The 24,878-nt window shown below is 74.2% G+C and carries 17 protein-coding genes; 11 read left to right on the forward strand and 6 right to left on the reverse strand.

The window, feature by feature from the left end:
- Positions 1-143: 143 nt before the first annotated feature.
- Both EMA09_RS22135 and EMA09_RS22140 read right to left on the reverse strand, forming a co-directional pair.
- On the reverse strand, positions 144-878 hold the full coding sequence (locus EMA09_RS22135; RefSeq protein WP_206305980.1) for a glycerophosphodiester phosphodiesterase: 735 nt from the start codon (positions 876-878) through the stop codon (positions 144-146).
- Positions 866-1,921, reverse strand: coding sequence for an adenosine deaminase (locus tag EMA09_RS22140; RefSeq protein ID WP_129842732.1), 1,056 nt, complete (start codon positions 1,919-1,921; stop codon positions 866-868). The genes EMA09_RS22135 and EMA09_RS22140 overlap by 13 nt, the downstream gene beginning before the upstream one ends.
- 65 nt (positions 1,922-1,986) lie before the next feature.
- On the opposite strand from EMA09_RS22140, the gene EMA09_RS22145 reads away from it, so the two are divergent.
- From EMA09_RS22145 to EMA09_RS22155, 3 genes are all read left to right on the forward strand, one after another.
- A complete protein-coding gene (locus tag EMA09_RS22145; protein ID WP_129842733.1) occupies positions 1,987-2,961 on the forward strand; it encodes a hypothetical protein in 975 nt (324 codons plus the stop codon).
- A gap of 77 nt (positions 2,962-3,038) precedes the next feature.
- Complete coding sequence (locus tag EMA09_RS22150) at positions 3,039-4,034, forward strand: serine/threonine-protein kinase (RefSeq protein ID WP_206305981.1); 996 nt, start codon at positions 3,039-3,041, stop codon at positions 4,032-4,034.
- On the forward strand, positions 4,010-4,774 hold the full coding sequence (locus EMA09_RS22155; RefSeq protein ID WP_206305982.1) for a hypothetical protein: 765 nt from the start codon (positions 4,010-4,012) through the stop codon (positions 4,772-4,774). Before EMA09_RS22150 ends, EMA09_RS22155 begins: the two co-directional genes overlap by 25 nt.
- Positions 4,775-4,875: 101 nt before the next feature.
- Here the strand turns inward: EMA09_RS22155 and gabT are convergent, their stop codons facing one another.
- Positions 4,876-6,258 carry a 4-aminobutyrate--2-oxoglutarate transaminase gene (gene gabT / locus EMA09_RS22160; RefSeq protein WP_129842735.1) on the reverse strand — a complete coding sequence of 461 codons (1,383 nt, stop codon included), beginning with the start codon at positions 6,256-6,258 and terminating at the stop codon, positions 4,876-4,878.
- Positions 6,259-6,462: 204 nt separating this feature from the next.
- Here gabT and EMA09_RS22165 point away from each other — a divergent pair, with 204 nt between their 5' ends.
- On the forward strand, positions 6,463-7,173 hold the full coding sequence (locus EMA09_RS22165) for a maleylpyruvate isomerase family mycothiol-dependent enzyme (protein ID WP_240796516.1): 711 nt from the start codon (positions 6,463-6,465) through the stop codon (positions 7,171-7,173).
- Positions 7,174-7,538: 365 nt separating this feature from the next.
- Here EMA09_RS22165 and EMA09_RS22170 read toward each other — a convergent pair whose 3' ends face one another.
- Positions 7,539-8,888 (reverse strand): ABC transporter ATP-binding protein, encoded by a 1,350-nt coding sequence (locus EMA09_RS22170; protein WP_129842736.1) that lies wholly within the window; start codon positions 8,886-8,888, stop codon positions 7,539-7,541.
- Positions 8,889-9,081: 193 nt separating this feature from the next.
- Here EMA09_RS22170 and EMA09_RS22175 point away from each other — a divergent pair, with 193 nt between their 5' ends.
- Positions 9,082-11,457, forward strand: a complete 2,376-nt coding sequence (locus EMA09_RS22175; RefSeq protein ID WP_129842737.1) for an ATP-binding protein — start codon at positions 9,082-9,084, stop codon at positions 11,455-11,457.
- 148 nt (positions 11,458-11,605) lie between these two features.
- Positions 11,606-13,153, forward strand: coding sequence for a PucR family transcriptional regulator (locus EMA09_RS22180; RefSeq protein ID WP_129842738.1), 1,548 nt, complete (start codon positions 11,606-11,608; stop codon positions 13,151-13,153).
- A 12-nt stretch (positions 13,154-13,165) separates the two neighbouring features.
- Here the strand turns inward: EMA09_RS22180 and EMA09_RS22185 are convergent, their stop codons facing one another.
- Complete coding sequence (locus tag EMA09_RS22185) at positions 13,166-14,020, reverse strand: SDR family NAD(P)-dependent oxidoreductase (RefSeq protein ID WP_129842739.1); 855 nt, start codon at positions 14,018-14,020, stop codon at positions 13,166-13,168.
- Between the two features lie 204 nt (positions 14,021-14,224).
- Here EMA09_RS22185 and EMA09_RS22190 point away from each other — a divergent pair, with 204 nt between their 5' ends.
- Positions 14,225-15,685, forward strand: coding sequence for an aldehyde dehydrogenase family protein (locus tag EMA09_RS22190; protein ID WP_129842740.1), 1,461 nt, complete (start codon positions 14,225-14,227; stop codon positions 15,683-15,685).
- Positions 15,686-15,792: 107 nt separating this feature from the next.
- On the opposite strand, the gene EMA09_RS22195 is transcribed toward EMA09_RS22190, so the two are convergent.
- Positions 15,793-18,726, reverse strand: a complete 2,934-nt coding sequence (locus tag EMA09_RS22195) for a glycoside hydrolase family 3 C-terminal domain-containing protein (protein ID WP_129842741.1) — start codon at positions 18,724-18,726, stop codon at positions 15,793-15,795.
- A 296-nt stretch (positions 18,727-19,022) separates the two neighbouring features.
- Between EMA09_RS22195 and EMA09_RS22200 the strand changes: the two genes are divergently transcribed.
- The 4 genes from EMA09_RS22200 (at position 19,023) to EMA09_RS22215 (ending at position 24,839) form a co-directional block, all read left to right on the forward strand.
- Positions 19,023-20,696 carry an extracellular solute-binding protein gene (locus tag EMA09_RS22200; RefSeq protein WP_129842742.1) on the forward strand — a complete coding sequence of 558 codons (1,674 nt, stop codon included), beginning with the start codon at positions 19,023-19,025 and terminating at the stop codon, positions 20,694-20,696.
- A gap of 110 nt (positions 20,697-20,806) precedes the next feature.
- Complete coding sequence (locus EMA09_RS22205) at positions 20,807-21,862, forward strand: ABC transporter permease subunit (RefSeq protein WP_240796517.1); 1,056 nt, start codon at positions 20,807-20,809, stop codon at positions 21,860-21,862.
- On the forward strand, positions 21,859-22,803 hold the full coding sequence (locus tag EMA09_RS22210; protein WP_129842743.1) for a carbohydrate ABC transporter permease: 945 nt from the start codon (positions 21,859-21,861) through the stop codon (positions 22,801-22,803). Before EMA09_RS22205 ends, EMA09_RS22210 begins: the two co-directional genes overlap by 4 nt.
- A 47-nt stretch (positions 22,804-22,850) precedes the next feature.
- On the forward strand, positions 22,851-24,839 hold the full coding sequence (locus EMA09_RS22215; RefSeq protein ID WP_129842744.1) for a beta-galactosidase: 1,989 nt from the start codon (positions 22,851-22,853) through the stop codon (positions 24,837-24,839).
- The last annotated feature ends 39 nt before the right edge of the window (positions 24,840-24,878 follow it).

Raw genomic sequence — 24,878 nt, forward strand, 5'->3', positions numbered from 1 at the left:
CGTCATGTTCCTATCTCTGAGCGAAAATTGAGGTGGCCTGACGGTGAACCTCGTTTGCCCCGCGAAGGAAAACCGCGAGACTGCAGCCCAAAGAGAACGGGTCTTCCGCGTGACCCGCAGTATGGCACTCCCGAGCCCCGGCGTCAGTCGGGGCGTCCGGAACGTGACGGTCGCGCGGCCGGATCGGAGCGGTCGATGAGCGACCGCAGCGCACCGACCCGGTTGGTCGTGATGGAGTCCACGCCCAGGGCGATCAGACGCCGCATCGTGCGCGGACTGTCCGCCGTCCACGCCGAGACCAGCAGACCCCGTGCCCGATCCTCCTCAATCGTTCTCCGCGTGATCAGACCGAACGGGTAATTGAGCCAGCGCGGGCCGATTTCGGCGAGGAACGCGTCGCGCGGCCGCGACGTGCGCTGCCAGGTGAGGCAGATCTCGGCGTCCGCGTCGGCGGTGCGGACCGCGCGCAGCGCCACCGGGTCACCGCTGTAGTACACGCGGCCCGCCGCACCCGCCCGCCGCACGGCGGCGAGCGCGGCGAGCGCGGTGCCGGCGGACCGTTCCGGCAGATCGACGAGGGTACGGACGCCCGCCGTCGTGGCCAGGGCCTCGTCCAGCGTCGGGACCCCGCCGCCCGTCACGTCCCGCAGCTCGCGCGCCGTCAGGCCGGCCACCGGACGCCGGTGCCCCCAGAGCCGGTCGAGCGTCGCGTCGTGCACGACGACGGGGACGCCGTCGGCCGTGCGCCGCACGTCCAGCTCCACGGCGTCGGCGCCCGCGGCGACGGCGGAGCGGAAGGAGGCGAGGGTGTTCTCCCGCTCGTGGTACGGATCGCCCCGGTGGGCGACCGCCAGCACCCGCCGGCTCACTCCGGCCACGACGCCGCGTACCCGTCGATCTCGGCCAGGAGCCGCGCCTTGCCCGGGGCGTCGAGGAACGACGCCCGCACCGCCGCGCGCGCCAGGTCCGCCACGCCGGCGGCGTCCAGGCCGAGCAGCCGCGCCGCGACCGCGTACTCGGTGTCCAGGTCGGTCGCGAACATGGGCGGGTCGTCCGAGTTGATCGTGACGGTCACCCCGGCCTCGACGAAGGCGCGCAGCGGGTGCTCGTCCAGGGAGGCCACGGCGCGGGTGGCGACGTTCGATGTGGGGCAGACCTCCAGCGGGATGCCCGTCTCGGCCAGGTGGGCCAGCAGTGCCGGGTCCTTGGCGGCGCTGGTGCCGTGCCCGATGCGCTCCGCGCGCAGCTCGGTCAGGGCGTCCCACACGGTGCCGGGTCCTGTCGTCTCGCCCGCGTGCGGGACGCTGTGCAGGCCGGCGGCCAGGGCGCGCTCGAAGTACGGCTTGAACTGCGGGCGCGGCCACCCCGCCTCCGGGCCGCCGAGGCCGAACGACACCAGCCCGTCCGGGCGCAGGTCGCACGCCAGCCTGGCGGTCTCCTCCGCCGCCGGGAGGCCCAGTTCGCCGGGGATGTCGAAGCACCAGCGCAGGACCGTCCCGAAGTCGCGCTCGGCCGTGGTCCGCGCGTCCTCTATCGCCTCCATGAACGCCACGTCCGGGATGCCGCGCCGCACGGACGAGTAGGGGGTGACCGTCAGTTCGGCGTACCGGATGTTCCTGGCCGCCATGTCGCGGGCGATCTCGTACGTGAGCAGGCGCACGTCCTCGGCGTCCCGCACGAGGTCCACGACCGAGAGGTAGACCTGGATGAAGTGCGCGAAGTCGCGGAAGGTGAAGTACCGCTCCAGCTCGGCCGGGTCCTTCGGCACCGGCGAGTCGGGGTGCCGTCCGGCCAGCTCCGCCACGATGCGCGGCGAGGCCGAGCCGACGTGGTGCACATGCAGCTCGGCCTTGGGGAGCCCGGCGATGAAAGCGGTCAGATCGGACAACGGACCCTCCACGGACGAACGGTGTCCGCTCATCGTAGGCGGGGTGTCCGCGCGGGAGCGGGGCGGCCGTAAGGTGTGCCAAGACACTGGGAGGTCGTGTGACTGCGGAGCAGCCCAACCCGTTCCGTGCCCCGGCGGCCGCGGCCGGGCCGTACACCCCGGCGCAGCCCGTCGCCGCGCCGGGGCCGGTGCCGCCGCCCCCGTCCGTGCCGCCGGCCGGACACGGCGTGCCGCCCCAGCAGAATCCGTACGCCCCGCCGGCCGGCCCGCCCTTCCCGCCGCCCGGCACGCGGCAGGCGTACCCGGGCGCGCACGGTCCCGGCGTGCCGGCGCCGTGGCCACCGCCGCCGCCCCCGCGCCCGGCCAACGGCTTCGGCGTCACCGCGCTCGTGCTCGGCTTCATCGCGGCAGCCTGCTGCTGGACGTACTACGGCAGTCCCGCGGCCCTCGTCTGCGGTGTCCTGGCGGTCGTCTTCGGCCGCCTGGGGCTGCGGCGCGTCGTGAGCGGGCGGGCGGACAACCGGGGCATCGCGCTCGGCGGCCTGTGGGCGGGCGCGGGCGGCGGCGCCGTGGCGCTGGTCCTCAGTGTCCTGCTGGTCATCTACGGCGTGCCGCGCGTGCAGGTGGAGACGGAAGCAGGGGCCGCGTACCTGGCGGGGCCGGCCGAGACCGTGACCTTCGACGACGGCATGGCCGTCTCGTTCGGCACGCCGCGGAACCAGGGGGCGGACACGGCGGCCGAGCCGGGGGACGCGACGTACGAGATCACCGCGACCGTGGCCAACGGCACGGACCACCTGGTCGAGCTGGACGACGACGGCATCAACGTCCTGGTCGGCGACAACGAACTGCCCGACCAGTACTACTACCGCGAGGCGGCGCGCGAGGACCTGGCGCCGGGGCAGACGGTACGGGTGCGGTTCATGATCGAGGTGCCGGGGGAGACGGTCGTGCTCGGCGTCGACTACCGGCCGAGCGACGACCACGAGTGGGCGTACTGGGAGTTCGACCTGGACGGCGGCGACCGTTCCGGGACGGACGACCAGGGCACGGACGGCGATCTGGACGTCTGACGGCGGTTCCCATCGGCTTCCGGCCCGGGCGGGAGGTTGTCGCCCCTGACACCCCGACAGCAGACCGAACCGGGCGCGTGGTGCTGGCGACGGGCGCGGACGGCGAGCTGGTGGCGATCAAGATGGTGCACGCCCACCTGGCCCGCGACGACGACTTCCGGCGGCGCTTCCGGCGCGAGGCGGCTGCCACCCGTACGGTGGCCGGCGACCGCGTCGCGTCCGTCGTCCACGCCGACCCGGACGCCGAGGCGCCCTGGCTGGCCTCCGAGTTCGTCCACGGTCCCGCGCTGCGGGAGGTCGTGGACGACATCGGTCCCCTGCCGCAGGACGCGGTTGTGCGGCTGGCCGCCGGACTGGCCGCCGCGCTGCGCGACATCCACGGGGCGGGGCTCGTCCACCGCGACCTCTCGCCCTCGAACGTGCTGCTCGCCGAGGACGGACCGAAGGTGATCGACTTCGGCATCGTCCGGGCGGCGGACGGCGCGTCCCGCAGCCGCCACACCAGCCTCACGGGTGTCGGCTCGCTCATCGGCGCGCCCGGTTTCATGTCGCCGGAACAGGCGTCCGGGCAGCCCGTGACACCGGCCACCGACGTGTTCTCCCTGGGCACGACGCTGCTCGTGGCCTGTACGGGGACCAATCCGTTCGAGGGGCCGGGCGTCCCGCAGAGCCTCTACAACGTCGTGCACACCGAGCCCGACCTCGCTCCGCTGCCGGACCCGCTGAGGCGGATCATCGAGCCGTGCCAAGGACCCCGGGCAGCGCCCCACTCCGGCCCGGCTGCTGGAACTCATCGGCCCGGCGGCCGCAACGCCCCGGTCCTGGCCCGACGGGATCGTCCGGCTGACCGAGCGGCGCCGCGCGCAGGTCCGCCGCCGCGTCGCCGCCGGGCCGCCCCGGGCCTCCCGCCGCACATCATGTCCGCTCCCGAGCCAGCCCGCTCACCCGTGCGCAGGGAGGCCGGCCCAGCGCGGGCGACGGCCGGGCCCGCCGCCGGGGGCCGGTCCGCACCGGTGCGATCGCGGCCCTGGCCGCGGCCTCGGCAGCCGTGCTCGCCACCGCCGTCGTCCTGAACCGGGGGGACGACGGCACCGACCCGCCGGAGCCCTCCTCCGGCAGCGAGGCCGTGCAGGCCGAGGAGGGGGACTGCTTCGCGAACGAGGGGAGCCTGCGGGACCCGGAGCTGACGCCGATGGGGGAGTGCGAGTCCGGGGCGTTCGAGGTCCTGCGCGTCGTCCACGGCTCGGCCGCTGAGGCGGCATGCGAGGGGACGCCCCTGAGCGACCTGACCGCGGTCCAGCCCGAGCAGGACGTCACGCTGTGCCTCACCTATCGCCACGGGGAGGAGGACGTCTACCACGCGCGCGAGGGCGACTGCGTCGAGGAGTACGACTTCGGGGACGACCGCTGGATGCTGGAGGACTGCAGCACGGGGGACTTCACCGTCGTCGAGCGCCTGGAAGGGACGAGTGACGACTCCGGCTGTGACCGGTCGCGGCCGGGCTCCTACAGCCGTCCGTACCCGGTGGAGTCCTGGCCGGAACTCGACACGGTGCTGTGCCTGTCGGCGAACCACCCGAGTGACATCGGGTACGCGCAGCCGAGCGACTGCCTGCGGGTGTCAGGCCCGGAAGGTCACCGTTCCTTCGAGTTCGCGGACTGCGACGGCGCGGACATCGCCACGGTCACCCAGCGCAAGAACAGCTACGACGCCGACGACATCGACGCCTACTGCGGCCGGGACGGCGGGTCCGGGTTCAGCCCGGAAGGGTTCCCCGAGCTGGCCTACACCGCGTGCTGGCGTTTCCTGTGACGCGGGGTGCGGGCCTCCCGGGCGGTGCGGACGTGTGATCGTCCGCACCGGTTCCGGGAGGCCCGCACCCGGTCACGGGCGCACGGCCGTGAGCGCCCGGTTCAGAGGGCGGCGAACGCGCCGGCGAGGACGTCGAGTCCCTCGTTCAGCAGGTCCTCGCCGATGACCAGGGGCGGGAGGAAGCGGATCACGTTGCCGTAGGTGCCGGTGGTGAGGACGAGAACGCCCTCGGCGTGGCACGCCGCGGCGATCCGCGCGGTGGCCGCGGGGTCGGGGTCCTTCGTGCCCGGTGCAACGATTTCCACGGCCATCATCGCGCCGCGTCCCCGCACGTCGCCGATCGCCGCGTGCTTCGCGGCCAGTTCGGTGAGCCGGTCCGTCATGATCTCGCCGATGCGGCGGGCGCGGGCCGGGAGGTCCAGGTCGCGCATCGTCTCGATGGCGCCGAGGGCCGCCGCGCAGGCCACCGGGTTGCCGCCGTAGGTGCCGCCGAGACCGCCGGAGTGGGCGGCGTCCATGATCTCGGCTCGTCCGGTCACCGCGGCCAGCGGCAGGCCGCCCGCGATGCCCTTGGCCGTCGTGATCAGGTCCGGCACGAGGCCCTCGTCCTCGCTGGCGAACCACTGCCCGGTCCGGCAGAAGCCGGACTGGATCTCGTCCGCCACGAAAACGATGCCGTGCTCCCGCGCGAACTCCGCGATCCGCGGCAGGAAACCGCGCGCGGGAACGATGAACCCGCCCTCGCCGAGGATCGGCTCCACCACGATCGCCGCCGTGTTCTCCGCGCCGATCTGCTTCGTGATCTGCTCGATCACCTGGGCGGCGGCCTCCTCGGCGCACCGCTCCGGGCCGCTGACCCAGCGGTACGGGTACGCCATCGGCACCCGGTACACCTCCGGCGCGAACGGCCCGAAGCCGTGCTTGTACGGCATGTTCTTCGACGTCAGCGCCATGGTGAGGTTCGTGCGGCCGTGGTAGCCGTGGTCGAAGACGACGACCGCCTGCCGCTTGGTGTGGTAGCGGGCGATCTTGACGGCGTTCTCGACGGCCTCGGCGCCGGAGTTGACCAGGATCGACTTCTTCGCGTGGTCGCCGGGGGTGAGGCGGGCCAGCTCCTCGCACACCTCCACGTAGCCCTCGTACGGCGTGACCATCGCGCAGGTGTGGGTGAAGTCGGCGAGCTGGGCGGTCGCCCGGCGGACCACGGCCTCGGCGCTGTTGCCGACGGAGGTGACGGCGATGCCGGAGCCGAGGTCGATGAAGCTGTTGCCGTCCACGTCCTCCAGGACGCCGCCGCCCGCGCGCCGCGCGAAGACGGGCAGCACGGTGCCCACACCCGCGGCCACCGCGGCCTGCTTCCGTGCCATGAGTTCGCGTGACAGCGGGCCGGGGATCTCGGTGATGAGCCGGCGGCGCTGGGGGAGGGAGGGGCCGCCGGTCGTCGCCGCGGCCGCGGCGCTCGTGGGGGTCGTGGGGGCGCTCATACGGGACTCCTCGTCGCGAAGGGAGTGGATTCGTGGCTGTGTGCGGCTTTCTGTGTCCTCTCTGCGCAGGCTAGGGGGAAGGCCGGTCGCCGGGCATGCGCCGTTCCGGAGCAGTCGGGATGCGTACTTGGCCGAGTTGGAAGGGATGTTCCGGTGGATCTTCTAATGCTAAATTTGCATCCAACCATTAGGGGGGTGGTGGCCGTGACCGGACCAGGGGAATCACCCAGGCGCACGCGCGACTTCGTGCTGGAGGCGCACGACAGACTCCGCGCGCTGCTGCCCGCACTCACGGACGGGGCGGAACGGGAGCCGAGCGCCCTGCCGGGATGGAGCCGGGCGCACCTGCTGTCGCATGTGGAGGGCGTGGCGCTCGCGCAGGCCCGCCAGGCGCGGTACGCGCTGCGCGGTGAACTGGTCGAGGTGTACGACGGCGGGCGGCCGGCACGCGCGGCGGCCATCGAGGCGGGTGCGGTGCGCGGGGCGGCGGAGCTGCGGACGGCGGTGACGGCGGCCCTCGACAGTGCCGCCGACGCGTGGTCGGCCGTGGGCCCCGACGACTGGGGCCGGCGCGTCGCCTACCGCGACGGGGTCCTCCTGGACGCCCTGCTGGCGTGGTGGCGCGAGGTCGAGATCCACACGGCGGACGCCCGGCTCGGATCGGGTACGCGGGAGTGGCGGCGCGAGTTCTGTGCCCATGCGCTGGACTTCCTGGCGCCCCGGGCGCCCGAGGGCGTCCGGCTCACCCTCGTCGCGACCGACGGCCCGGAACGCCGGACACTCGGCGGCGCGGGCCGCCCGCTGACCGTGGCGGGACGGCTGACCGACCTGACGGCGTGGCTGGCGGGCCGCGCGCCGGAAGGCCAGACGACCCCGCCGGTGGAAAACCTTCCACCACTGCTCCCCTGGCCCTGACGGACAGCGTGGGACGGCAGGCGCGGGGCCGCCGGAAGTCCGTTCCGGCGGCGCGCGGACGAGGGGTGCGGCCCGATGCGTGGGTGCATCGTTGTAGCCGGTCCGCGTTCGCCGGCGTGAGTGGTGTTTCGGCGGGCTGTTCCGGGTGGTTGGGCCATGGTGGGTGTTCTCGGTGCGGCGGCGCGTGCAACGTTGTACCGGCCGTGCGGTCCGTCGAGTCGGCCGGGTGGCGGTGCGAGGCTCCTCGGGAGAGTGCGCGGGGGCGGCGGGGCCGTCCGTGTGTGCAACGTTCTACTGCCCGGCGGACCCGTTCACCGGGCGTGCCCGGTCTTCCCCTTGGCGGGGCAGCCGGGCGCGCCGCAGGGTCAGCGATCCAGGGTGGGTGCCTGAGCAGGTGCCGGGGAGACCCGGCGCCCTTCGCTGTCGAACACGTACAGGTGGTTCAGGTCCACGAGCAGCGGCACCCGTTCGCCGATCCGCAGCCGTGTCTCCATCCCGACGCGCAGGACCAGGCTGTCCGGGAAACGGCCGGCGGGCAGGGGCGGCGGTTCCGTGGGGCGCTCCAGCGTCGCGACGGGCGCGCCGGCGCCGGCCGGCCGGCGGTCCCCCGCGCGCCCGAGCAGCCGGCCCAGCGGCCCGGTGGCCGCCCCGGCGCCCCTGCGGCGCCGCCGCTCCGGCACGGGCGGCCTCGCCGCTTCGAGACCTTCCACCCGCGCGGGCCGCGCACCCGTGCTGACGTGCACCAGCGACTCGTGGCCCTGGTACTCGACGTGCTGCACCGCGCCGTTCAGCAGGGCCTCCGTCGGCCGCATCTCCGTCGGCGAGGCGATCCGCACCGCCTCGGACCGCAGGCCCACCGTCACGGGGCGGCCCATCTGGATGCGCAGCAACTGGTGGTCCCGGCTGAGGGGCTGGGGCAGCATCACCCGCTGTGTCCCGAAATCGATGCTCATCCGGCCGTCGAGGGGCGCGTGGACGGTGGCGCTCAGCAGGTTGATGCGCGGCGTCCCCACGAACGCCGCGACGAAAACGTTCTCCGGCAGCCGGTACACCTCGGGCGCCGTCCCGATCTGCTGGACCACCCCGTCCCGCATCACCACCACCCGGTCGCCCAGCGACATGGCCTCCGCCTGGTCGTGCGTGACGTACACGGTCGTCACGCCGAGGTGACGGGTCAGCGTGGCGATCTCGGCGCGCAGCCGGTTGCGGAGCTTCGCGTCGAGGCTCGCCAGCGGCTCGTCCAGCAGGAACGCCGAGGGCCGCCGCACGATGGCCCGCCCCATCGCCACCCGCTGCCGTTCGCCGCCGGAGAGCTGCCGCGGGTACCGGTCGAGCAGGTCCTCGATCCCCAGCAGCCTGGCCGCCTCCAGCACGCGCCCCGAGTGGTCGAGCCCCGGATCCTCGACGCGCAGCGGGAACGCGATGTTCTGCCGGCCCGTCATGTTCGGGTACAGGGCGAAGTCCTGGAACACCATGGCGATGCGGCGGCGCCCCGGCGGCATGTCGTTGGCCGGGGCGCCGTCGAGCAGCAACTGGCCGGATGAGATCTCCTCAAGACCCGCGATCATCCGCAGGACCGTCGACTTCCCGCAGCCCGACGGGCCCAGCAGGACGATGAACTCACCCGGCGCGATGTCGAGGGACATCCGGCGCACGGCTGCCACGTCCCGGTTGTAGTTCTTGCTGACGTCTCGCAGGGTTATCGCGCGTGTCATGCAACTCCGCCCAGATCCTCAATGAGCCATGCGGGGGGTGATCCAGGAACGTAGCGCACCTGAAGTTCCCGGGGGAACCGGTGCGCACGGGTCAACCGCGGGCATATTCGACGGGGTCGCGGCCCCGACGGGGCACTAGATTGAAGGACGACGCACCGTCATCCCATGGCCTGCTCAGGGGGCTCGGCACCGAATGAGTACGAATGGCGCGCACGGCGCCCAGGACGCGCCCGGCGCGCGCAGCGCGCACGGGGACGCCCCGCCCGTTCCCCGTCCGCCGGGCGCACCACCCATGCCCCGGCACGACCCGGAGCCCGAGGCACCCGCCCTCGTCCGCTGGCTGCACACCCCCCGTCCGCCCGCCGGCCCCGGCGTCTGGCGCAACGGGCACACCCCGAAGCCGCCCGAGGACCCGGACCGGCTCGGTGACCGCGAACTCCACGGCGGAGCCGCGCTCGCCGCCATCACCGGCTGGATCGTCTGGTCGCTGTACGGCAACGGGTACCTGCCGTTCGTCGTCTGGCCGCTGGAGTGGCTCGGCGCCGACTCCTGGGGCTCCTCCACGGGCGGCATCACGGTCCTGTGGCTGTACGACACGCTCGTCGCCTGCCTGCTGATCTACGCGTTCGCCCGCATCGGGAACGGCCCGGCCCTCTGGCGCCGTTGGCGTCCGTCCCTCCTCCGGCTGCTGTGCGGCCGCCCCGACATCGACCCCCTGCCGCAGCGGGCCACGGGCCGGGCGCTGGCCGGCGTCATCGTCGCGTACGCGCTGTGGCGGCTGTGCTTCTCCGGCATCTGGCACTGGTGGCTCGAACCGCTCTACGCGATCGTCCCCGACAGTTGGTGGCGCGACGGCGACACGACGGCCTACACCCTCACGTACAACGTCTACTACGTCGTCGTCACCCTGCTCGTCCTCCTCATCGGCGCCCTCGTCGGCGGCTGGGGCGCGGTCCTCCGCCACTACCCCCTGACGGGCCTGCGCCCCGGCGGCCGGGCGCAGACCCCCGCCGAGCGCGCCGAGCGCGCCCGCCTCACCGACTTCGCCGAACTGCGCGCCGCCGGCGCCACCGCCGCAGCCGAGCGGCTCGCCGGCGAGGTCAGGGCGGGCACCATGAGCGACCTCGACTTCGCCCGCATCGAGCACGCCTGGCGGGTCGTCCGCGGCCGCCCGACGGCCCTGCCCGCGTTCGCCGGCGCCGCCGAGACGGAGGGCGCCGCCGCGTTCATCCACCCCTCGGGCGACCGCGACCTCCCCGCCCGCGCCGCCCACCACGACCTCCTCACCCGGCAGGTCCGCATCGGCCACGCCCCCGACGAGGAGCGCAACGCCTACGCCTACCGCGGTGAGGACGTCGCCCTCGACCCGGCGGTCCTCGGCACGTCCCTGCTCGCCGTCGGCCCGCCCGGCTCCGGCAAGACCGGCCGCGTCATACGGCCCGTCACCGAGTCGCTGTGCCTCCAGGCGCTCACCGGTCAGGCGGCCGTGGTCGCCGTCGGCACCGCGCGCGCCGGACTCGGCCCCGACCAGGCGTTCGACATCATCGTGCGCGTCGGCGACCCCCACTCCACGCACCACATCGACCCGTACGGCGGTGCCACGGACACCGACGAGGCCGCCGCCCTGCTGGCCGAGGCCCTGGTCGGCGGCAGCCGCGTCGAGCCCCACACCGCCGCGGCCGTCCTCGTCCAGCTCATCGGCCCCTACCAGGCCGCCTACGGCAGACTCCCCGGCGTCCCCGAACTGCGCGCCATGCTCGACGGCGCCCCCGCGCTCCTCGCCACGCTCCGCGACGACCTGGCCCTCGCCGGCGCCGCCCATCAGCAGCGTGACCTCGACGCCCGCGCCCGCCAGGCCGAACGCCCCGACGACCTCGGCCCGCACCTCGCCGACCGGCTCGCGCTCCTGGACCGGGCCGGGTTCTCCGCCGGCGCGCGGCCGTTCTCCCTGAGCGCGCTGGTCCACCCGGTGCGGGTCCGCGTGGACCTGCCGGGCAGCGGCCACGCGGAGGCCGGGCGCATCATCACGCGCCTGCTGCTCGCCCAGTTCACGACGGCGGCGACGACACGGCCCGACCGCTCGCTGTTCGCGTGCCTCGTCCTGGACGACGCCACCGCCGCCGTCACCGCGGGCACCGTCCGCGGTCTCACGCAGCTCCGCCCCAACAACGCGGGCGCCGTCCTCGCCCTGCGCACGCTCGACGACGTCCCGGCGGACCTGCGCACCGGCCTGCTCGGCGCCGTCGGCTGCCGCATGGCGTTCTCCGGCATCACCACCTGGGACGCCGAGCACTTCGCCCGCGCCTGGGGCACGGCGTGGACCGAGGACGAGGAGACCACCAGGACCCCGGAGCGCGGCGGCGGCGTCCTGCGGCGCACGGTGCGCGGGATCCGCAAGCTGTTCACGGGCCGCGAGGTCACCACCGACGCCGTGACGGTCCGCCGCGTGGAGCGCGAACGCTGGTCCGCGTCCGAGCTGGCCCACCGCGTCCCGCCCCGGCACGCCGTCCTGTCCATGACGACGGTGTCGGGCGAGCCGAGCCCGCCCGTCCTGGTACGCCTCGGCTGACCGCCGCACGGCCCCGGGCGTCTCGGCCGCGCGCGGGCGGGCAGGAGGAGATCACGGGGGCGCCCGGAGCCGGGGTGCGCGCCCTCCGTCCCGTATGACGACCGTTGTACCGTGATGGCCCGTGTTGTCCCGGCCCCCGAGGTGACCCATGCCGCCCACGCTCGCCTCCCTGGCCCAGCACACCGCCCTCAAGCTGGCCGTGGTCTGCGGTGACGACCGTCTCGACCGGCCCGTGCGCTGGGCCCACGCCAGCGAACTCGCCGATCCCGCCCCCTGGATGGAGGGCGGCGAGCTGCTCCTCACCACCGGCCTGCAGCTCGCCGTCGACGACCCTGCCGAGACGCGCGCGTACGTCGCCCGGCTCGTCACGGCGGGCGTCGTCGGCCTCGGGTTCGGCATCGGCGTGAACCATCCCCAGGTCCCGCACGCCCTGCTCGGCGCCGCCCGTGCCGCCGGGCTGCCGCTGCTGGAGGTGCCCCGCCCGACGCCGTTCCTCGCCATCGTGAAGGCGGTCTCCGCCGCGATAGCCGCCGAACGGTACCGGGCGGTCACCGCCGGGTTCGCCGCCCAGCGGGACCTCACGCGCGCGGCCCTCACCGCCGGCGGGCGGCGGGCGCTGCTGGAGCGGCTCGCCGGGCAGGTCGGCGGCTGGTGCGCCCTCCACGACCTGACGGGCCGCGTCACCGAGGTGGCGCCCGCGTGGGCCGGGCGCAGGGCCGGCGCGCTCGCCGACGACGTACGGCGGCTCGCGGACCGGGCCGCGCCCGCCAGCGCCGTCCACGCGGGCACGGCCGACGACGACCGCGTCGAACTCCAGTCGCTCGGCACCGGACGCCCGCCCGCCGCCGTCCTCGCCATCGGCACGGGCGGCCCGCTCGGCACGGCGGAGCGGTACGCCGTGCAGGCCGCCGTCGCCGTCCTCACCCTCCTCACCGAACGGTCCCGCGCCTACCAGGACGCCGAGAGCCGTCTTGGCGGCGCGGTCCTGCGGATGCTGCTCAGCGGCGAGGCCGACCACGCGCGGGCCGTCGCCGGCGACCTCTACGGCTCGCTGTTCGACGCGCCGCTGCGGGTGCTCGTCGCCGAGTCCCCGGGCGCGCCCGAGGCCCTGGACACCCTCGGCCGCACGGTGTCGACGGCCGCCGCGCGCGCCGGCGAGGCCGTCCTCGCGGCCGCTGACGGGAACGGTCTTGTGTGGCTCGTCCCGGACGGCGGCGCGGCGGCGGCCGCGTGCGCCGCGTACGCCGCCGCCCTCACGGAGGTGCCGGCGCCGGTCATGGGACTGTCCGCGCCGACCGGCCCGGCCGCGGTGGACGCCGCGTACCGGCAGGCGCGGGAGGCCCTGCTGGTCGCCCGGCGCAGGGGGCGTCCCCTCGTCGAGCACACGGACGTCGCGGCCGGGTCGATCCTCCCGCTGCTGGCGGACGACGCGGTACGGGCCTTCGCCGACGGCATGCTCGGCGCCCTCCGCCGCCACGACGAACGGGGCAGGGGCGACCTCGTGGCGTCGCTGCGCGCGTGGCTGTCGCGGCACGGCCAGTGGGACGCGGCGGCGGCCGACCTCGGCGTGCACCGGCACACGCTGCGCTACCGGATGCGGCGGGTGGAGGAGATCCTCGACCGCTCCCTCGACGACCCCGACGTGCGGATGGAGCTGTGGCTCGCCCTCAAGGCGACGGAGCCCGCCGGGCCGTGACACCGGCGGCCGTCACCCGGCGTGGGGCGGGGGCGCCGTCGCGCCGGTGAGCGCCACGCTCAGGTCCCACAGGCGGTGGCGCGCCACGGGGTCGTACGCCTGGGGGTGCGCGCGGGTCTCGCGCGTGCGGTCGTAGAACCGCCCGGTGACGCCGGCGAGCCGCGGATCGGTCACCAGGCGGTGGGTGGCGTCCGTGCCGTCGGCGAGCGTGTCGACGCTGTGGCCGATCTCGGCGAGGACCATCTTCGTCGGCATGTACGTGGCCGGGTGCAGGCTGTTGACGGTGATCCGGTCCGCGGGCAGGCGGGCGGCGAGTTCGAAGCCGGTGGCGATCTGGGCGAGCTTGCTCTGCCCGTACGCCCGGGTGCCGTTGTAGCCGCGCTCCAGCATCGGGTCGTCGGGGTCGACGGGTGCCTGGCCGATCGAGGCGACGTTCACGACGCGCGCGGGCGCGGAGGTGGTGAGGAGCGGCAGGAGTTCGAGGGTGAGGAGGAAGCCGGCGAGGTGGTTGACGGCGAACCGCAGCTCGTGGCCGTCGGCGCTCGTGCGGCGGGTCCTGCCGTCCGGTTCGCCGGAGCCGATGCCCGCGTTGTTGACGAGGACGTCGAGCCGCTCCGTCGAGGCGCTGACCTCGGCCGCCATCATCCGGACCTGGGACAGGTCGGCGAGGTCGGCGAGGACGGTACGGGGGCGCGGGGCGCCGGTCGCGGCGATGGCGTCGGCCGTCGAGGCGAGGCGCCCCGGGTCCCGCCCGTGCAGGATCAGGCGGGTGGCGGTGTCGTCCGGGCCGGTGGCGAGGCGGTGTGCGAGGGAGCGGCCGAGGCCGTCGGTGGCGCCGGTGATGAGGACGGTCTGCGGGACGTGCACGGGAGAGGTCCTTTCCGCCGGGCGGGTGTCCGGCCGCCGTCAGCATAAACGAGACGTCACGACTCGGAAATAGGCCCGCCCGCACCCACCGGAACGGCGCATACGCCCGTCCCACCGCGCCACGCCGTACAAGAACCCGCCGGCGTGCGAGCGCCTACGGTGGGAAACCAGGACTGCAGACCCCATCGGAAGGCGGGCTCCGCGATGACGACCACCACGACCACCACTCCGCGACCCTTCTGGCTCGCCGGCCGCGAGGCCACCGGCGAGGAGACCCTGGAGGTCACCTCCCCCTGGGACGGCGCGGCCGTCGGCACGGTGAGCGTGCCCACCGCCGCGCAGACGGAGGAGGCGGTCGCCGCCGCGGCCGCCGTGGCCGCGGAGTTCGCCGCGACGCCCGCGTACGTCCGCGCCGCCGCCCTCGACCGCGTCGTCGCGCGCCTCACCGAGCGGTCCGAGGAGATCGCCCGCCTCATCACGGCGGAGAACGGCAAGCCCGTCAAGTGGGCCAGGGTCGAGGTGGCCCGCTGCCAGTCCGTCTTCCGGTGGGCCGCCGACGAGGCGCGCCGGTTCAACGGCGGCACGGCCCAGCGGCTGGACGCCGACGCGGGCGGCGCGGGCCGGCTCGCGCTGACCCGCCGCGTCCCCTACGGCCCGGTCCTCGGCATCGCGCCGTTCAACTTCCCGCTCAACCTGTGCGCCCACAAGATCGCCCCCGCCCTCGCCGCCGGCGCCCCCATCATCCTGAAGCCGGCCCCCGCGACCCCGCTCTCCGCGCTGCTCATCGGCGAGCTGCTGGACGGCACGGACCTGCCGGCCGGCGCGTGGAGCGTCCTGCCGGTGCCCAACGACGCGATGCCGTCCCTCGTCCAGGACGAGCGGCTGCCGATCATCTCCTTCACCGGCTCCGTGCCGGTCGGCTGGTCCATCCGCGACTCCGTCCCGCGCAAGCGCGTCACCCTCGAACTCGGCGGGAACGGCGCGGCCGTCGTCCTCGCCGACTACGCGTCGGACGCCGACCTCGACCACGCCGCCCAGCGCATCGCGACCTTCTCCAACTACCAGGGCGGGCAGTCCTGCATCTCCGTGCAGCGCGTCATCGCCGACTCCGCCGTGTACGACCGCCTGCTGCCCCGCCTGGTCGCCGCCGTCGAGGCCCTGGTCACCGGTGACCCGTCCGACGACGCGACCGACGTCGGGCCGCAGATCAGCGAGGACGCCGCGCGCCGCATCGAGGGCTGGGTGGACGAGGCCACCGCGGCGGGCGCGAAGGTGCTCACCGGGGGCGTGCGGCAGGGCGCCGCGTACGCTCCCACGATCCTGACGGACGTGCCGGCCGACGCGAAGGTGGCCAGGGAGGAGATCTTCGGTCCCGTCCTCATGGTGACCCGCGCCGACGGCGAGGCGGCGGCCTTCGCGGCGGCCAACGACTCGCAGTTCGGTCTCCAGGCCGGCGTCTTCACCCACGACCTGCAGGCGGCCTTCCGCGCGCACCGGGCGCTGGAGGTCGGCGGCGTGGTGATCGGCGACGTGCCGTCGTACCGCGCCGACCAGATGCCGTACGGCGGGGTCAAGGCGTCCGGCGTGGGGCGCGAGGGCGTGCGCTTCGCGATGGAGGACTACACGTACGAGCGCGTCATGGTGCTGACCGGCATCGACCTGTGAGCCGCCGGGCGCGGTGAGGGGAGCGGGCGCCCGGGAACCCCTGCACGGTCCCCGGTCGCCCGCTCGTCGTGCGCGGGGCCGCCGCGGTCGCGGTCGGCCCCGCCGTCTCAGCCCGTGAAGTCCAGGCGGTCCACCCGTACGGCGCCCCGCAGCGTGAGCCGTACGTCGCGCACGCCCGCGGGGAAGTCCGTCAGCGGCGCGGTCACCGTCGTGTAGGCGTACCGGTCGCCGGTCGACGGCACGGGCAGCTCCGCGCTCCAGCCGGTCCCGGGGATTTCGACGACCACGCTCGCCCCGTCCGCCTCCTCGCACGCGGCCCGCAGCGCGACCTCCGCCGGCCCGCCGTCGCCCCCGTCGCCCAGCGCGCAGCGGCGGAACAGCAGCCGGCCCGGCGCCCCGCCGTCCGCCGGCGCCACCGCGTCACCGGCCACCCGCGTGAGGTCCACGAGCGCCACGCCCTGCGCCTCGTCGAAGTCGGCCGCCGCGAGACCGGCCGCCCGCACCGGGCGCGGCCCGACGGGCTTCCCGGCGGCCGTCACGGTGACGGACGTCCTGATGTCCCCGCTGGACGCGCCCGACTCGACGGCGTACGGGCCGGGTTCGACCGTCCACCGGCCGTGCGCCACGTCCCAGAAACCGAGCGCATCGCCGGCGGGCACGGAGAACTCCACGCGCAGCGCCTCGCCCGGCGCCAGCCGCACGCGGCGGTGCGCCGCCAGCGACCGGTGGGGGCGCGGGACGGACGGCCGTACGGCGCGTACGTAGAGCTGCACCACCTCGTCGGCCTCCATGTCACCCGTGTTGGTGACGGTGACCCCGGCGGTGAGCCGGTCGCCGTCGAGGGCCGCGACAGCGTCCCCGTAGGAGAAGGACGAGTACGACAGGCCGTGGCCGAACGGGTAGAGCGGGGTCCCGTCGAAGTACAGGTAGGTGCTGCGTGCGGTGATCAGGTCGTAGTCGAGGAGGCCGGGCAGATCGCCGTCCGAGGCGTACCAGGTCTGCGGCAGGCGTCCGGCGGGAGAGACGTCGCCGCAGAGCACGCGCGCCAGAGCCGTACCGGCGGCCTGGCCGCCATGGGCCGTCCACAGCAGGGCGGGCAGCGTGGCGTCGGCCTCGGGGACGGCGTAGGGGTAGGCGGAGGTCATCACCAGGATGGTGCGGGGGTTGGACGCGTGGGCCGCGCGCCACAGCAGGTCCTGCGCAGGCGGCAGGGCCAGTGTCGAACGGTCCTGTGTCTCGCGCCCGTTGATGTGGGGATCGTTCCCCAGGACGACGACCACGGCGTCCGCCTCCGCCGCGGCGGAGGCCACGTCGTCCGTGCCGCGCCGCACCGTCTCCACGGTGAACACGTCCCCGGCCGCGCCCTCGGGCGCCACCCGCAGCCCCTCGTCGCCGGCCACCAGCGGCCGGCCCGTGCCGAGGTGCCGCAGCAGCCCGGCCACGGTGCCCGGCGCCGCCGGCCCGGCCTGAGCCCCCGGCAGCGGTTCGAGCGTGAACGTCTCCTGCACGATCCAGCCGCCCGGCTGCGCCGCCGACGCCCGGACCAGGCCGTCGTCGGCCACCGACAGGAAGTTCCCGTCCGGCGCCCGCAGGGTGAGGACACCGTCGCCCCAGTCGGCCAGCCGCAGCACCGTGCCGGTGCCCGACGGGTCCACGGTCAGCGGCGGCAGGTCGGTACGGCCGCGCAGCAGCGCGGGGTCCAGGGCGGCGCCCCGGTCGCCGGCCGCCGGTTCCGCGGCACCGCCGGCGTCGGGCACGGTCACCGCGCCGCCCGCCGTGCGCAGCAGCACCCGGTCGTCGCCGTCCGCGTGCGTGACGGAGCCGAGGCCCGGGTGCGCGCGCAGGCCGTCGAGGGGCGTGACCCGGTGCAGCAGTGAACCGCTGTACCAGTCGAGCTTCACCTCGTCCGCGAGCGGCCCGACCACCGCGACGCGCGTCCCCGGCCGCAGCGGCAGCGCCGCCGCCCCCGCCGCGCCGCCGGGCGCGTTGCGCAGCAGCACCACGGCCTGCTCGGCCGCCTCCCGCGCCAGCTCGCGGTGCGCCGGGGTGTCGAACGCCGCGTCCGCCGCGTACGGGTCGCGCTCCGGGTCGAAGAGGCCGAGCCGGAAGCGCATCGCCAGCAGCCGAGCCACGGCCGCGTCCACGTCCGCCCGGTCGATCAGACCGCGCTCCAGCGCCGCCGTCAGCCGCGCGACGGTCGGCCCGCCGTCCTCCCCGTGGTCGGTGAAGCTGTCCACGCCCGCCCGCAGCGCGGCGGCGAGCCCCTCCTCGTGGCTCGGCAGGTACTGCTCGGAGCCCGCGATGTTGCTGGGCGCGCCCGCGTCGGAGCAGACGACGAGCGGCAGGTCGCTCCAACCGCGCAGCTCGGCCGCGATCAGCGGGGAGAGGTGGTTGGGGCGGCCGTTGACCAGGTTGTACGCGGGCATGACCCCCGCGACCGCGCCGGCCCGCACCGGGCCGCGGAACGCGGGGAGTTCGTACTCCCGCAGGACACGCGGACGGACGGACGTGGACGCCGTGTCCCGCTCGTGCTCGTGGTTGTGGGCGAGCCAGTGCTTGAGCACCGGCGCCGTACGCCAGTAGACGGGGTGATCGCCGCGCAGGCCGCGGGTGTAGGCGGTGGCGAGGGAGGCGGTGAGGTGCGGGTCCTCGGCGTACCCCTCCTCGTTGCGGCCCCACAGGGGATGGCGCAGGAGGTTCACGGTGGGGGACCACACGTTCAGCCCGACGCGCGGGTCCTTGTCGCGCATGGCCCGCACCTCGCGGCCCGCGGCCTCGCCGACACGCCGCACCAGCTCGTCGTTCCAGGTCGCGCCGAGGCCGACCGCCTGTGGGAAGACGGTCGCAGGACCCATCCACGCCACCCCGTGCAGCGCCTCCTGGCCCGTGCGGAACGCGGGCAGTCCGAGGCGCGGTACGGCGGGGGCGAACTGGTGGAGCATCGCCACGCGCTCGGCGGGGGTCAGCCGCTCCAGCAGGTCGGCGACACGCTCGTCGACGGGCAGGTCCGGGTCGCGGTACGGCGGGGTTCCGTCGGTCACGGAGGAGTTCCCTTGCGGTGGCGGCGGCGCACCCGCCGGTGTGTGCGACGAGGTCGTTCGAAGCGCTTCGATGCTGAGTTCAGGCCCCCGGTCGTGTCAAGACACCGTGGCGCACCGCGTGCTCATCGCCTTGATGCGGCCGGGACCGGGGGCCGGATGAGGCGTCGAAAGTTTTCGCGAACCAAGTCTTGTGTGCCTCCGGGTCGGGTCTTAGCCTCAGCGCAACATCGAAGCGCTTCGACCAGGTTGTCGCCATGGTCTTGCCAATTCGCAGAGCCTCAAGGGGTGTTGTCACCATGCCCAACCCGCGCCTGGCCCCGAGCCGGAGAAGATTCCTCCGCTCCTCGACGTTCGCCGCACTGGCCGCCGCGGGCGGCGCGCCGCTGCTCGCCGCGTGCGGGGGCGGAGGCGGCGGGGGCGGCGGCCAGGAGGGCCGTGTGTCGGAGGACGAGCTGACGGGCCTCATGCCGACCTACCAGGCGTCGGCGACCGCGGTCGAGCCGGACATCGCGGCGGAGAACGGGTCGAGCCCCGGCTACACCTCGTGGATCCCGACCGCCGACCTCGGCACCTCGGTCCCCGAAGTCCTCGGCAAGGGCGGCGAGTTCACGGCCATGACACCGCTGTGGGGCACCCCGCCGGACAGCGGCAACGCCTTCTGGACCGCGATGGACGAGGCCATCGGCGTCCGCATGAACTGGCAGACCCAGGACGGCAACACGTACAACGAGAAGCTCGGCGCGGTCCTCGCCGGCAGCGACATCCCGGACCTCGTGTGCATCCCCGGCTGGAACCTCAACGGCCAGATACCCCAGGCCATCGGCAGCCGCTTCGCCGACCTCGGCCCGTACCTCTCCGGCGACGCCGTCCTCGACTACCCGAACCTCGCCGCCATCCCCACCGCGGCCTGGCAGGCGTCCGTCTTCGGCGGCAGGCTCTGCGGCCTGCCGATGCCGGCCGCCCCCATCGGCAGCGTCGTCCCGTACTACCGGCAGGACGTCTTCGAGGCCAACGGCTGGGAAGTCCCCACCGACGCCAACGACTTCATCGACTTCTGCAAGGAGATCACCTCCGCCCGCGACCGCCGCTGGGCCTGCGAGGACCTCAAGTGGTCGGCGTTCATCATGTTCGGCGTGCTGCCCGAGAGGCCCAACTACTTCGCCCGTGGCGACAACGGCAAGCTCATCAACCGCTACGAGACCGACGCGTACCTCGAAGCGCTCGAATGGACCCGCAAGCTGTACGAGGCCGAGGTCGTCCACCCCGACGCCGTCGCCGCGTCGGGCGACTCGACGCAGCGCTTCACGTCGGGCGAGGTCCTCATGTTCAACCAGGGCGACGGCACCTGGCACAACACCGTCGTCGAACAGCGCGCGGCCAACCCCGACTTCCACATGAACGCCTTCGACTACCCGAAGGTCGACGGCCACGACCCCGTCCTCTACCTCGGCAACGGCGCCACCATCTGGACGTTCATCAACAAGAACCTCTCCGAGGACCGCATCAAGGAAGCACTCGCGCTCGCCAACTACACGGCCGCCCCCTACGGCACCGTCGAGAACCGCATGCGCACCTACGGCGTCGAGGGCACCCACTACACCGTCGAGGACGGCCTGCCCGTCCGCACGACGCAGGGCGAGACCGAGGTCGTCCCCGAGACCTACACGTTCATCTGCTCCCCGGGCCACGTCATCGCGCTCCCCGACACCCCGCAGGTCGTCGAGGACTGGACCGCCTGGCAGAAGAAGAACCTCGCCTACGCCCGCGAGCCCCTCTTCTACGGCCGCCAGATCCAGGAGCCGGCCCGCCTCGCCACCCTCAACGACGGCTTCGAGGACCTGGAGGACGACGTCGTGCGCGGCCGCCGCTCCATCAGCGACCTCCAGGACGCGGTCGCCGACTGGCGCAGCGCCGGCGGCGACGAACTGCGCGACTTCTACCAGGGCCTGCTGGACGAGGAAGGCGCCTGATCGAGGCCGGCGACGGCCCGGACCGGCCGGGCGCGGATCCCACCGCGCCCGGCCGGTCCGCGAACGGGCGGCCCGCGACGAGCCGGGCCGCCACGGACAAGGAGGACCCCGTGTCGCAGAGCACGGCCCCGCACCCGCCGCCCCCGCCCTCGGCGGCGGAGACACGCCAGCCCCGGCGCGGCCCGGGACGCCGCGGCCGGACCGGCGCCCCCGGCGCCGGCCGTCCCTCGGCACGCGTACCCCTGCGCCACCGGCTGCGGCGCGACTACCCGCTGATCCTGATGACGCTCCCGGCCGTCGTGCTGCTGATCGTCTTCGCCTACGTCCCGATCGCCGGCAACGTCATCGCGTTCCAGTTCTTCAGCCCCTACGCCGGCGACGGCTTCTTCGACTCCATGGCCAACAGCGCCTGGACCGGCATGGAGAACTTCTCCCGGATGCTCGACGACCGGGACTTCTGGAACGCCGTGCAGAACACCCTCCTGTTCTCGTCGCTCCAGCTTCTCTTCTACTTCCCCATCCCCATCGCGCTCGCGCTGCTCATCAACAGCATCCTGCACCGCCGCCTGCGCGCCTGGGCACAGGCCGTGCTGTACCTGCCGCACTTCTTCTCCTGGGTCCTCGTCATCACCGTCTTCCAGCAGATGTTCGGCGGCGCCGGCCTCGTCGCCCAGCTGTTCCGCGACTGGGGCGTGTCCGACAGCTTCGACCTGATGACGGACCCCGGCTTCTTCAAGTGGCTCATCACGGCCCAGGTCATCTGGAAGGACGCCGGCTGGGGCATCATCGTCTTCCTCGCCGCCCTCTCCACGGTCAACGCCGAGCTGTACGAGTCCGCCGCCGCCGACGGCGCCGGCCGCTGGCGCCGCATGTGGCACATCACGCTGCCCGCGCTGCGCCCGGTCATCGCACTGCTGCTCGTCCTCCAGGTCGGCAACATGCTGACGATCGGCGGCGAGCAGTACCTCATCCAGCGCACCGCCGTGGGACCCGGCGCCTCCGAGGTGCTCGACTCCTACGTCTGGAACACCGGCATCCAGAACGGGGACTTCAGTTACGCGGCGGCGATCGGCATCGTCAAGGGCGTCTTCAGCGTCCTGCTCGTGCTCGCCGCCAACCGAGTCGCCCACGCGATGGGCGAGCAGGGGGTGTACCAGCGCCGATGACCGCCATCGACACCACGGCAGGCGTCCGCGAGGCCGACGAACTCCGGGCGGACGGCCGCCGCCCCGTCTGGGAGGAGAAGCCGACCGCCATCGGCCAGGGCGCCAAGGGCGCGGCCCTCACCGTCGCCCTGCTCATCATCCTCTTCCCCGTCTGGATCGTGTTCGCCACCAGCATCTCCGACGCCGAGACGATCTCCCGCACCGGCGGCCTCGTCGTGTGGCCCGACGGCATCAGCCTGGACGCGTACCGCGAACTGCTCTCCGGCGGCGAGGTGTCCCAGGCCATGATCGTCTCCATCGGCGTCACGGTCGTCGGCACCCTCTTCAGCATGGTCGTGTCCGTGCTGGCCGCCTACGGCCTCTCCCGCCTCGGGACGTTCGCGCACCGGCCGCTGCTGTTCACGCTCATGGCGACGATGTTCTTCGGCGGCGCCGGCATCATCCCGACGTACCTGCTGATCCAGAGCCTCGGCCTGATGAACACCTACGCGGCCCTCATCCTCCCGATGGCCGTGAACGTCTTCAACATCCTCGTGCTCCGCGCGTTCTTCATGAACATCGGGCAGGAGATCATCGACAGCGCCCGCATCGACGGCGCCGGCGAGCTGCGCATCCTGCTCCAGCTCGTCCTGCCGCTGTCCCGCGCCGTCCTCGCCGTGATCTCCCTCTTCTACGCCGTCGCGTACTGGGGCAACTGGTTCGCCGGCTTCATCTACATCACCGACCAGGACAAGCTGCCCCTGCAGAACATCCTCCAGCAGATCGTCCTCGCCAACGAGCGGCCCGCGGGCATGGCCCAGCTCATCGGCACCGGGCAGATTCCCAGCCTCGCCGTCCAGACGGCCGTTATGATCCTCGCGCTGCTGCCGGTGGCCGTCCTCTCGCCGTTCGTCCAGCGGCACTTCAAGAAGGGCATGCTGATCGGAGCCGTGAAGGGCTGACCGGCCGCCGTACCCCTGCACCCCAGCACCACCGGAGACACCACACCATGTCCGCGCTCAACGACGCCACCCGAGGCCGCCTGCTGTTCGGCGGCGACTACAACCCCGAACAGTGGCCGGCCGAGGTGTGGCACGACGACATCCGCCTCATGCGCGAGGCGGGCGTCAACATCGCCACGGTCGGCGTGTTCTCGTGGGCCACTCTGGAGCCGACGCCCGGTGCCCGCGAGTTCTCCTGGCTCGACTCCGTGCTCGGCCTCCTGGACGAGGCGGGCATCGGCGTCTGCCTCGCCACCCCCACCGCGTCACCCCCGCCCTGGCTCGGCGCACGCCACCCCGAGACACTGCCGCGCGACGAGAACGGCACGGTCGTCTGGTACGGCTCGCGCAACCAGTTCTGCCCCTCGTCCCCCGTCTACCGCGAGCACGCCGCCGCCATCGCGCAGGCCGTCGCCGACCGCTACGGCTCCCACCCGGCGCTCCGCATGTGGCACGTCGGCAACGAGTACTGCACCTCCTGCTGGTGCGACGAGTCGGCCCGCCACTTCCGCAGGTGGCTCCGCGCACGCTACGACACCCTCGACGCCCTCAACGAGGCGTGGGGCACCGCGTTCTGGAGCCAGCGCTACAGCGAGTGGGACGAGATCATCCCCCCGCGCCGCGCCCAGTACCTCATCAACCCGACGCAGCTCCTCGACTTCCGCCGCTTCACCAGCGACGCCCTCATGGAGTGCTTCACGGCCGAACGCGACATCGTCACCGCCGCGAGCCCCGGCGTCCCCGTCACGACCAACTTCATGCCGCTGTTCGCCGGTCTCGACGGCTGGCGCTGGGCCGCCGAGGAGTCGGCGGTGTCCGTCGACATCTACCCGGACCCGGCGGCCGGTCCCGACGAGCCCGCGGGCGCGGCGTACGGCGCGCTGGTGCAGGACCTCACCCGCTCGCAGGCGGGCGGCCCCTGGGCGCTGATGGAGCAGGCGGCGTCCGGCGTGAGCTGGCGGCCGGTGAACCGTCCGAAGCCGCCGGGCCTGATGCGCCTGTGGTCGCTGCAGGCCGTCGCCAGGGGCGCCGACGCCCTGTGCTTCTTCCAGTGGCGCCAGTCCCGGCAGGGCAGCGAGAAGTTCCACTCGGCGATGCTGCCGCACAGCGGGGAGCACTCCCGCGTGCACCGGGAGATCCGCGCCCTCGGCGCCGAACTCGACGCCCTCGCCCCCGTCACGGGCACCCGGGTCCCCGCCGACATCGCCATCCTCCACGACTGGCCCGCCTGGTGGGCGTCCGAGCAGCCGGGACGCCCGTCGACAGACCTGTCGTACCCCGACGTCCTCGCCGCCTGGCACCACGCCCTGTGGCGGCGCAACCTCACCACCGACCTCGCCCACCCCGAGGCCGACCTGAGCCGCTACCGCATGGTCGTCGTCCCGCAGCTCTACCTCCTCACCGACGCCGCCCTCGACAACCTCGCCGCCTGGGTGCACGACGGCGGCGTCCTCGTGTGCGGCTTCTTCACCGGTGTCGCCGACGCCGACGACCGGGTGCGCCCCGGCGGCATGGACGCCCGCCTGCGCCGCGTCCTCGGCCTCGCGGCCGTCCACGAGTGGTGCCCGCTGCCGACCGGCGGCACCGTCGCCCTGACGGACGGGACGGCCGGCACGCTGTGGAGCGAGGACGTCGAGCCGGCCGGCGCGACGACACACGCCGCCTACGCCGAGGGCGACCTCGCCGGGCGCCCCGCCATCACCCGCCACCGGCACGGTGAGGGCACCGCCTGGTACGTCTCCACGCTGCCCGGGGCCGACGCCCTCGGCGACCTGCTGGCCGGCACCGCCGCCGACGCCGGTGTGGAGCCCGTCCTGCCGGGCGCGCCGGCCGGCGTGGAGGCCGTACGGCGCGGACCGCTCCTCTTCGTCCTGAACCACACCGCCGAGCCGGCCACCGTGGCCGTGCCGGAGCCGTGCACCGACCTGCTCACCGGCGCGCGGCACGAGGCGGAGATCACCGTCGAAGGCCGTGGCGTGGCGGTCCTGCGGCCCTGACCGCGTGCCGCCCCCGGCCGGCCGGTGACGGCCGGCCGG

It is taken from the genome of Streptomyces sp. RFCAC02 (assembly GCF_004193175.1).
Classification (GTDB): Bacteria; Actinomycetota; Actinomycetes; order Streptomycetales; family Streptomycetaceae; genus Streptomyces.

Bases quoted from the DNA above. Each gene is read 5' to 3' on its own strand.
- gabT (WP_129842735.1), bottom strand. From the start codon at position 6,258: ATGAGCGCCCCCACGACCCCCACGAGCGCCGCGGCCGCGGCGACGACC.
- EMA09_RS22180 (WP_129842738.1), top strand. From the start codon at position 11,606: ATGCCGCCCACGCTCGCCTCCCTGGCCCAGCACACCGCCCTCAAGCTG.
- EMA09_RS22170 (WP_129842736.1), bottom strand. From the start codon at position 8,888: ATGACACGCGCGATAACCCTGCGAGACGTCAGCAAGAACTACAACCGG.
- EMA09_RS22175 (WP_129842737.1), top strand. From the start codon at position 9,082: ATGAGTACGAATGGCGCGCACGGCGCCCAGGACGCGCCCGGCGCGCGC.
- EMA09_RS22210 (WP_129842743.1), top strand. From the start codon at position 21,859: ATGACCGCCATCGACACCACGGCAGGCGTCCGCGAGGCCGACGAACTC.
- EMA09_RS22190 (WP_129842740.1), top strand. From the start codon at position 14,225: ATGACGACCACCACGACCACCACTCCGCGACCCTTCTGGCTCGCCGGC.
- EMA09_RS22215 (WP_129842744.1), top strand. From the start codon at position 22,851: ATGTCCGCGCTCAACGACGCCACCCGAGGCCGCCTGCTGTTCGGCGGC.
- EMA09_RS22140 (WP_129842732.1), bottom strand. From the start codon at position 1,921: ATGAGCGGACACCGTTCGTCCGTGGAGGGTCCGTTGTCCGATCTGACC.
- EMA09_RS22200 (WP_129842742.1), top strand. From the start codon at position 19,023: ATGCCCAACCCGCGCCTGGCCCCGAGCCGGAGAAGATTCCTCCGCTCC.